Annotated in this window: 6 protein-coding genes; 2 read left to right on the forward strand and 4 right to left on the reverse strand. The window is 68.2% G+C overall.

Features of this window, described 5'->3' with window-relative positions; all coding sequences use genetic code 11:
* Positions 1–55: 55 nt before the first annotated feature.
* The 4 genes from GX414_15615 to GX414_15630 form a co-directional block, all read right to left on the reverse strand.
* On the reverse strand, positions 56–1,015 hold the full coding sequence (locus GX414_15615; GenBank protein ID NLI48528.1) for a permease: 960 nt from the start codon (positions 1,013–1,015) through the stop codon (positions 56–58).
* Between the two features lie 450 nt (positions 1,016–1,465).
* Positions 1,466–1,984: a TerB family tellurite resistance protein gene (locus GX414_15620; GenBank protein ID NLI48529.1), complete on the reverse strand. Its 519-nt coding sequence runs from the start codon at positions 1,982–1,984 to the stop codon at positions 1,466–1,468.
* Entirely contained in the window at positions 1,981–2,991 is a 1,011-nt protein-coding gene (locus GX414_15625) for a methyltransferase domain-containing protein (GenBank protein NLI48530.1), read from the reverse strand. Before GX414_15625 ends, GX414_15620 begins: the two co-directional genes overlap by 4 nt.
* Positions 2,992–3,029: 38 nt before the next feature.
* Positions 3,030–6,323, reverse strand: coding sequence for a peptidase S41 (locus GX414_15630; GenBank protein ID NLI48531.1), 3,294 nt, complete (start codon positions 6,321–6,323; stop codon positions 3,030–3,032).
* Between the two features lie 151 nt (positions 6,324–6,474).
* On the opposite strand from GX414_15630, the gene GX414_15635 reads away from it, so the two are divergent.
* A complete protein-coding gene (locus GX414_15635; GenBank protein ID NLI48532.1) occupies positions 6,475–8,487 on the forward strand; it encodes a urocanate hydratase in 2,013 nt (670 codons plus the stop codon).
* A gap of 649 nt (positions 8,488–9,136) precedes the next feature.
* Positions 9,137–9,461 (forward strand): hypothetical protein (locus GX414_15640; protein NLI48533.1); only part of this gene is annotated, 325 nt, incomplete at its 3' end.

The raw sequence follows: 9,461 nt of genomic DNA on the forward strand, positions 1-9,461 counted from the left end.
GGGCGCGCAGCGACGGCGATCGCCGTTTTCGAATCGGCCGGAAAGAATCTTCCCATCAAGACATCACGCGCCAGAGGGCGAGCCAGAAGGGGAGGGCCAGCAGGCAGCCGGCGTAGGCCACGAGCATGACGCCGCCGACCTTCTCTGCGTCGCCGCCGTAGCGGCGCACCTGCAGGATGAGGGCCACGGCGGGCGCGGCCGCCGCCTGGATTAGAAAAAACGACACCAGCAGCGGGTCGGTGCGGCCCAGGCCGGTCCACGCCAGCACGGTCGCCGTGAGGAGCGGCAGCAGCACGAGCTTGGCCAGCATCACCCGCGCCGCGTCGGGCAGGATCGCCCGCGGGCGGAACGGGATGCTCCCGAGCACGGCGCCGAGGATGAACGTGGCCACCGGCACCGCCGCCGTCCCCAGCAGGTGAACGCCCCGCTGCAGCACCTCGGGCACCAGCGCCTTCCCGCCGGACAGCGCCAGCGCGATGGCCGCGACGTTGGCCACGAGCGGCGGCGTGAGCAGCGCCCGCCACATGGGCACCCCCGGCTGTCCGCGGGTGGCGAGAAGCTTGCCCACACTCCAGAGCACGAGGCTGTTCCCCAAGATGAACAGGAAGCAGTAGAGGGCGAAACGGTCGAATTCATCCGGGAAGAGCGCCAGCCCTACCGGCAGAACCAAGTAGCCCGCATTCTGCATGCTGGCGAGCGCCAGCATGTTCCGCTTCATCGGCAGTTCGCGCGCGAACAGCGCCGCTCCCAGCGCCAGGCCCGCCACGGCCATGGCCACCGCCGCCAGCGGCAGTGTCCACCAATACGGAAGCTTGGCCGGATCCAGGTTGCGCAGCACGCTGTCGAAGGTGAGGCACGGCAGGAAGACCACCACCGTGGCGGTGGACAAAGCGTCGATGTGTGCCTGGGTGACGACGCGGCGGCGCACCAGCAAACCGGCGACGAGGATGATCAGAAAGATGTCCAGCACCGCCATGAAGGTGCCGCCGAAGGCCTGGAGAAATGTCTGCAGCATGGTGCCGGTCCTGACTCAGGAGCTCCGGGCTAGAGGCTCGAGACCGGAGGCTCGTGCCTGTTCCTGCTGTTCGTGCTCGTTATCGTCATCGTCATCGTAATCGTGATCGTGATTGAGCCGTTTAAATGTTCACAGGTTCACAGGTTCACAGGTTCTCAGGTTCTCAGGTTACAGGTCCAGAATCAGTTGATAGTTGATAGTTGATGGTTGATGGTTGATGGTTGATGGTTGATGGTTGATGGTTGATGGTTGATCCGTCTCCCGTCTCCCGTCTTCCATCTCTCATCTCCCATCTTCCATCTCCCGTCTTCCACCTCCCGTCTTCCATCTCCCGTCTTCCATCTCCCGTCTTCCGTCTCACATCTCCCGTTCCCGTCTCTCGATTCACCCACCCACCTATTCACCCATTCACCTATTCATCTATTCACCGTCTCCCCAATTGTCCCCCTCTCACTTCAGCACATCGAGATACTCGCGGTAGCGCAACCGGATCCGGATATAGTCGTCGTGGGACAGAAACAACCCGGTGGCGATGATCCGCAGCTCCGCCTCCTCCTTGGCGCAAATGGACCCGTTGGCGGCGGCGACGGCGAACAGCGTGTCGAGGATCTCCAGCTTGAGCGGCGCCTCGGCCGCCGCGTTGACCAGCCGGGTGTAGTACACGTTCTCGGAGCCGAAGTAGCGGTCGGCGTCCTGGTCCACCAGGGTCATGATGCGGCTCACGCGGTCTGCGTCCAGCGTGGTGCGCCGCCGGAGGATCTCCCGAATCTTCTCCCGCTCGGAGTCCTCGAGCTTCATGTCGCTGTACGCCACCCGCCACAACAGGCCGGCGAAGCCGGCGATGAGCTTCACCTCGGACTCCGGCAGGTCCGCCAGGCACCCTTCCAGGCGGCCGAACAGGCTGCCCCACTCGTAATCGCCGCGGACGCTCCGCTTCGCCTCGAGACCCATGATCTTGAGAAAGTTCATGCGCCGCCCTCCCCTGCCGCCGCCGGCGTGCGGGCGGCGATGAGCCCATCCATGCGCTCGCGGCCGGACCGCAGCCACGTCACCTCGACGAATCCGGCGGCCTCGAGGTCGCGGCGGTACTCGGCGAAGGTGTACGTGTCGCCCCCCGCCGTGCTCACCAGCATGTTGATGGCGAACTGCGCGCCGGCCGCCGGCTCGGTACGGCTCTCGTCCATGACGTGGTCGCGGACGAGCAGCGTGCCGCCGGGTTCGAGGGCGCGGCGGATCTTGGCGAACAGCGCCCGGTTCTCCTCGGGTGAGTTCTGATGGGTGATGGCCGAAAGCAGCGCCAGGTCGCAACCGCCGGGCAGTTCGTCGCACTCGAAGTTGCCCCCCACCAGGGTGACCCGGTCCAGCAGCCCCTCGGCACGGAGCCATTCCACCGCCATCATGGTCACCCGGGGCAGGTCGAACAGCACGCCGGTCAGCCGGGGATTCCGCCGCAGGAACGCCATGGTGTAGACGCCCGAACCGCCGCCCACGTCCAGGAGCCGGCGGTACAGCGTCAGGTCCAGCGCCGCGGCCACGTCGTCGGCCACACGGCGGCCGATGGCGTGCATGGCGCCGATGAAGGCGGCCAGCGCGTGGTCGTCCTTGTCGTCGGCGGTGTGCCGGGCGGGGCTCACCCCCGTACGGACCGTCTCGGTCAGGTGGCTCCAGGTCCGCCACATCACGGCGCTGTGCAGGGCCATGGCCCGCACCGGCGCCGGGTGCCGGTCCGAGAGCGCCGCCGCCGGCGCGGCGGTGCGGTAGCGGCCGTCCGCCTTCTCCAGCAGCCCATAGGTGACGAGGCAGTCGAGCACGCGGGTCAACGGCCGCTCCGCGGCGCCGATCGCCCGGGCCAGCGCCGGCGCATCCATGGAGGCGCCGTCGAGGCGGGTAAAGAGATCCAGCTCGGCGGCGGTGAGGATCACCCGGCTGCGCTGGAAACTCCGGATGTCGTCCAACACGTCGTAATCCGGCTTCATCGGCCTCCTCGTTCCGGACCAGCTCCCGGACCGGCTGCTCAGAACTTCTGCCGCGGGTACGGCGGATGTTTCGGCCAGGTCCGGGGCTCCGCTTCGATTTTCTTCAGAAGCACTTCGACGCCCTTCATGAGCTGGGCGTCGTAGCCGCGGGCCATCTCGGCGGGATCCAGGTCCACTTCGATGTCGGGGGTCACGCCGACGTTTTCCACCACCCAGTTGCCGTCGCGGTCGTAGATCCGGTAGTCGGGGGCCGTCAGGTAGCCGCCGTCCACCAGGTCGATGGTCATGGAAATGCCCACCAGTCCGCCCCAACTCCGGGTGCCGATGACGGGCCCCATCTTTTCCACCTGGAACTCATGGGGCAGCTCGTCGCCGCCCGAACCGGCCTGCCGGTTGGTCAGGCACACGAGGTGGGCCTGGGTCCAGACCGCCGGGGTCGCCGTGTCTTTGGAGTAGCGGCGGGTCCAGTAGGAGATCGCCCGCTTGCCCAGCCGCTGCAGGAAGATGTCCGGATCGAGGCCGCCGCCGTTGAAGCGTCCGTCGACGACAATCCCGTCCTTCTGGGTCTGGGCGTAGAAGTACTTGGGGAATTCGCGCGCCGAAGCGGTGTAGGTGTCGGGCAGATGCAGGTAGCCGATCCGGCCGCCCGAGGCCTCCGCCACGACCCGGCGGTTGTGCTTCACCCAGTCGAGGTAGCGCAAGGTCCGCTCCGAGGCCAGCGGCTTGACGGTGTACTCGCGGGCGCCGACCCGGTCCGGTTTGTCATTGACCAGGATCTTCACCTGCTTGCCGGCCAGGTCCTGGAAGTACGCGTACACCTCGCGGTCGCCGCGGACATCCACGCCGTTGACGGCCAGGAGATAGTCGCCTTCGCGCACGCCGACGCCCACCGCGGCCAGGGGCGGCTGCACCTCGTCGGTCCAGTCGGGCACGCGGCAGATCTTCCGAAAACGGTAGCGCTGGCTCGCCGCGTCCAGCTCGTAGTCGGCCCCGAGCAGGCCCACCGCGATCTCTTCGGCCTTGCGCTGCTGGGCGCCGCCGCCCACGTAGGTGTGCGACGCGTTGAGCTCGCCGATGAGCTCGCCGAGGATGTACACCACGTCCTGGCGGCAGGTGGCCCGCTCCAGGAGCATCCGATAGCGCGCGTGCATGGCGGGCCAGTCGAGCCCGTGCATGCCCGGCTCGTAGAAGAAGTCGCGCTCCATCCGCCACGACTCGTTGAAGATCTGCCGCCATTCGGCCCGCGGGTCGATCCAAAGCTTCAGGTCGGCCAGGGACAGCTCCTGCGCCTTCGGTTCCGGCCCCTTGAGCTCCAGCGCGGTCAGCCCGGTCCCCTTCCGGCAGACGATCCACTTGCCGTCGCCGGAGAGCCGGTAATCGTCCACCCCCTCGAGCAGGCGATGCTCCTTGCGGGTGTCAAACGCGAAGGCATACAGGCTGCGGGCCTCGGGACCGCGGTACTCGAACCGGTTGAAGTCGCCGGCGGCGGCGTTGAGGTAGTAGAGCGCGCCCTCGCCGACGGTCAGCTGGCGGTAGTTACCTCGCGGCAGCGGAACGGCCTCGATCCGCTCGGCCAGGCCGTCGAAATCGATGACGACGCTGGGCGGAACCGCGGCGGCGGCTGGCGGTGCAGTCGGCGGCGCGGCCGGCGCGCCGGTCTCCTCGTCGCTCGCAAGCGGAAAGCGCGCCGCGCCGTCGCGGCTGAGTGTCAGGCAGTAGATCCCGGCCGCCTGCTTGTAGACCATCTCCCACTCGAAGTCGCAGAAGGTGGGATCGAACCGGCGGTTGGAGATGAAGAACAGGTGCTTCCCATCGCGAGAGAACACCGGGCCGAAATCGTTGAACAGACCGTTGCTGACGCAGCGGGAGCGTTTCTCCTGGAGCGAGTAAACGAACACCTTCGACACGAGGTCGGCTTCCATCTTGGAGTAGGCGAGATACGCGCTGTCGGGCGACCAGGCGTAGTCGGAGATGGGCTTGACGTTCAGCGACACGTCCATGGGCTCGTAGTCGGCCTTGTCGACGCGGGTCACGGCGCCGCTCGCCACGTCGAGGACATAGCAGGCCAGCGTCTGGTCGGCGAAGGCGATTTTCTTTCCGTCGGGCGACCAGCGCAGCGTGTGCCGATAGCCGTCCTTCGCGCGGGTCAGCTGGACCGGGTCGGCGCCGCCGCCGACTGCCGCCAGGTAGATGTTGTATTCGCCGCCGGCGTCGGAGATGTAGGCAATCTGCCGGCCGTCGGGCGACCAGACCCCCTCGCGGATCCGGGCGCCGCTGGCGCCGGCTACCAGCCGCGTGGCGCCGTCCTTGCGCGGCAGGCTGAAGAGGTGGCCGCGGGCGGTGGCGAGCACCCGGGCGCCGGACGGAGACACGTCGAAGTGGGTGAGCCGGTCGGCCACTCCGGCCAGGTACGGCCGGGTTTCCGGCGCATCGGCGCGCACGGCGATGGGGAGGGCGCGGGACTGGCGGCTGGCCAGATCCAGCAGCCAGACGGTCCCGCCCACCTCGTAGGCGATCCGGCCGTCGCCGAGGCTCGGCCGGCGGACGTCGTGCTCCCGGTGGCGGGTGAGCTGCTCCGTCTTTCCCGTGGCGACGTTGTAGCCGTAAATGTTCAGCACGCCGTCGCTGTCGGCGGTGTAGTAGATGGTGCCGCCGTGCCACATGGGCATCCGGTCGCCGCCGGGAAAGTCAGTGATCTTCCGGTCCTGCTTCGAGGCGAAATCGTAGATGTAGACGTCCGGAGCCAGCCCGCCGCGGTACCGCTTCCAGGTGCGCGTCTCGACGCTGATGCGGTTGTAGGCGATCTGCCGGCCGTCGGGCGAATAGCTGCCATAGGCCGCCTCATGCAGGGGGAGCGGCTCCAGGCCTGTACCGTCGGGTGACACCAGGAACAGCTTCTCGAAACGGTTGAAGCTGTCCCGCATCGACTTGAACAGGATCTTGTCGGCCGTGGGATGCCAGCCCACCACCTCGTCGTCGCCCGGGTGCCAGGTGACCCGGGTGATCCCGCCGCCGTGCACGTCCATCACATAGACATCGGCATTGCCGTCGTAGTCGCCGGTGAAGGCGATCCGTGTCCCGTCGGGCGAGAGCTTGGGGTGGCGCTCCTCGCCGTCGTGAATGGTCAGGCGGGTGGCGGTGCCGCCCGCGACCGGCGCGGACCAGATGTCCTCGCCGCAGACGAACACGACGGTGTCGCCGCGCACGTCGGGGAAGCGCAGCAGCGGTTCGGCCGGGACCGCCGCCCAGAGGGCGGCCGTAAGGCCGAGTAGCAACCCGGCGCACAGGCTGCACCGGACGCTGGGGGCAGAACAGGTGGGGCGGTGGCTCATGATCACACTCCTGGAGGGCATTCCGCGCAGGGCGGAACCGGCGTTCAAAAAAGCTTATTATACCAGAGCAGGGCGGTCTGGGTTTCACGGAACTTGGCCCGCCGCCCGCTTTGTGGCACAATAGGCACTCATCCCCACCGGGAGGAACCCTATGACCGACAACACCGCCATCGGCGCCGCCATGACCGTCCGCCTGCGCGGCAAGCTGCCGCCGCCGGCCGCGTTCGAGCCGGGCATCCGCCGCGCGCCGGACCGTGGTTACACCTTGAACCGGACCGAGACCCTCCTCGCGCTGAAGAACGCGCTCCGCTACGTGCCGCCCCAGTGGCACGCGGCGCTGGCCCCGGAGTTCCTCGACGAGCTGAGGACGCGCGGCCGGATCTACGGCTACCGTTTCCGGCCCCCGGGCCGGATCTGGGGGCGGCCCATCGACACGTACAAGGGCCGCTGCGTCGAGGGGAAGGCTTTCCAGGTGATGATCGACAACAATTTGGATTTCGACGTGGCGCTTTACCCGTACGAGCTGGTGACCTACGGCGAGACCGGCCAGGTCTGCCAGAACTGGATGCAGTACCGGCTCATCCAGCGATACCTGGAGGTGCTCACCCGGAAGCAGACGCTGGTGGTCGAGTCGGGACACCCGCTCGGGCTCTTCGCCTCGCGGCCCGAGGCGCCCCGGGTCATCATCACCAACTCGCTCATGGTGGGCATGTTCGACAACCAGGCCGAGTGGCACCGGGCCATGCAGCTCGGCGTGGCCAACTACGGCCAGATGACCGCCGGCGGCTGGATGTACATCGGCCCGCAGGGGATCGTGCACGGCACGTTCAACACCATCCTGAACGCCGCCCGGCTCCGGCTGGGGATCCGCGCCGACGAGGACCTGCGCGGGCACCTGTTCGTCTCGTCGGGCCTCGGCGGCATGAGCGGGGCCCAGCCCAAGGCGGTGGAGATCGCCGGCGGCGTCGGTGTCATCGCCGAGGTGGACCCGTCGCGCATCCGCACCCGCCACGAGCAGGGCTGGGTGTCGGCGGTGAGTGCCGATCTGAGCGAGGTGTTCCGCCTGGCCCAGGCGGCGATGGCCCGCCGTGAGCCGCTCTCCATTGCCTACCACGGCAACATCGTGGACCTGCTCCAGTACGCGGTGGACCACCGGATTCCCATCGAGCTGCTGTCGGACCAGACCTCCTGCCACGCCCCGTACGATGGCGGCTACTGTCCCCAGGGGCTGACTTTCGAGGCGCGCACCCGGATGCTATCGACAGACCGCGCCGCCTTCCGCGCCGCCGTGGACCGGAGCCTGCGGCGCCACTTCGAACTCGTCCGCACCCTGGTGGAGCGGGGCACCTACTTCTTCGACTACGGCAACTCCTTCATGCGGGCGGTCTACGACGCCGGCGTGACGGAGATCTGCCGGAACGGCACCGATCCCCGCGAGGGCTTCATCTTCCCCTCCTACGTCGAGGACATCATGGGGCCCATGCTGTTCGACTACGGCTACGGGCCCTTCCGCTGGGTGTGCCTCAGCGGGCGGCCCGAAGACCTGGCCGCAACCGACCGGGCGGCCATGGCGGCCATCGATCCGAACCGGCGCGGGCAGGACCGCGACAACTGGGTCTGGATCCGCGACGCCGAAAAGAACCGGCTGGTGGTGGGCACCCAGGCCCGCATCCTGTACCAGGACGCGCCCGGCCGCGCCCGGATCGCGCTGAAGTTCAACGCGATGGTACGCGCCGGCGAAATCGGGCCGGTGATGCTGGGCCGCGACCACCACGACTGCGGCGGCACCGACTCGCCTTACCGCGAGACGGCCAACATCAAGGACGGCAGCAACATCATGGCCGAGATGGCCGTGCAGTGCTTCGCCGGCAACGCCGCCCGCGGCATGAGCCTGGTGGCGCTCCACAACGGCGGCGGCGTCGGGATCGGCAAGGCCGTCAACGGCGGCTTCGGGCTGGTGCTGGACGGCAGCGCGCGGGTCGACGCAGTGATCCGCTCGGCCATGCCGTGGGACGTGATGGGCGGCGTGGCCCGCCGCGCCTGGGCACGCTGCCCCAACTCCATCGACACCTGCGTGGCCTACAACCAGGGGGCGCCGGGCAACCATGTGACCCTGCCCTTTCTCGCCGACGACGCGATGCTGGAGCGGCTGGTGGACGCCTGACGGAAACGCGCAGTCCCAGCCACAGCGAGGGCGCTTCTTGCAGGCTGCGGACGCGGCCCACGGCAGGATTCCGCCGCGTCCACGGCGGCGGCGTGTAGCCCGGACCGACAGGTCCGGGTCAGCCGGGAGACTTGGTGAGACCGAGCTCCGCAGGAGCGACGGTAAGCGGCGAATGCGATTGGGCACCCCGCTTTCGGCCGCACTCAATGGCTGGGCCGAACGGCAGATGGGGACATCCATCTTCTCTGTGCGGCAAATTGGGACAAATTGGGACATCCATGTTCCTCGTGTCAAAGGCTCTAATCCTTTTCCGCCGCCGCTGCGCGGCTCGCCCCGGCCGTCTGTTTCCGGTCACCCGGGCCTCGCGGCCCGGGCTACATGCCGCGGCCGCCGGCGCGGCCGGGCCTCGGAATCGAGCGATACGACTCCATGGATCGTGCGGATGCAACGGGCCGCGTCCGGCGGACGCGGCCTACGGCAGGATCCCGCCGCGCGCAGCGGCCGTTCACCGTTTACAATACTTGGAAGATAATCCGCACCGGGATACAATGTCAGCCTTGTGCTCCTCCTCCATGATCTCGGAAACACCGGGCTGGTTCCGCCGGGACCCGGGGAAAAGGAGCATGCACTCCGCGCATTCGAGAGGCGCATGGAAGTCAATGTCGATGTGAACGGCGCTCGTCGTCCTGCCGGATCGGCACTCCTGTCCTGGCTCTATTTCCTCGCGGGCCTGCTCCTCGCCGCCGTCATCCTGAGGATCGCCGCCTGGGACCCCGCCGCCGACGCTCGCTGGCTTCGGGTTGCGGCGGTGGCCTTTCTCGGCCTGAAGTACCGCTCCCTCCCGGCCGCCCTGGAACTCTACACCGTGTTCTGGCTCGGCGATATGCTGGGCGGCGGCGCGGTCCGCTTTCTCCCGCTGGTCGCCGCCGTGCCGCTCTACGCGGGCTGGGCCCCGCCGCGGCTCATGCGGGCCG

Source organism: Acidobacteriota bacterium (assembly GCA_012517875.1).
Taxonomy (GTDB): Bacteria; Acidobacteriota; JAAYUB01; order JAAYUB01; family JAAYUB01; genus JAAYUB01.